1 protein-coding gene is annotated in these 258 nt (G+C 60.1%); it reads left to right on the forward strand.

What is annotated here, in order from left to right:
- Positions 1 to 258, forward strand: a 258-nt coding sequence (locus SB765_RS31230) for an amidohydrolase family protein (RefSeq protein ID WP_410932707.1), incomplete at both ends; no start/stop codon positions are given.

A 258-nucleotide genomic window follows, 5' to 3' on the forward strand; every position in this document is an offset into this window, starting at 1 on the left:
CCCGGCGATGAAGGTCTGCGCCAAGTACAACATCGTGGTGCTGATCCATACCGGCGACGGCCCGTACACGATCCCGACGATGTTCTACCCGGTGATCCGCGAGTTCCCGATGGTCAATTTCATCATCGGTCACTTCGGCATCCAGACCGGCGGCAACTACTCGTTCGAGGCGTTCTGGATGGCGATGGACACGCCGAACGTGTATTGCGAGTCTGGCTGGTGCTTCCAGTCGCGCATTGTCGAGTTCGCCCGGCAGCT

This window comes from Pseudomonas sp. SIMBA_067, assembly GCF_046534675.1.
GTDB classification, from domain to species: Bacteria; Pseudomonadota; Gammaproteobacteria; order Pseudomonadales; family Pseudomonadaceae; genus Aquipseudomonas; species Aquipseudomonas putida.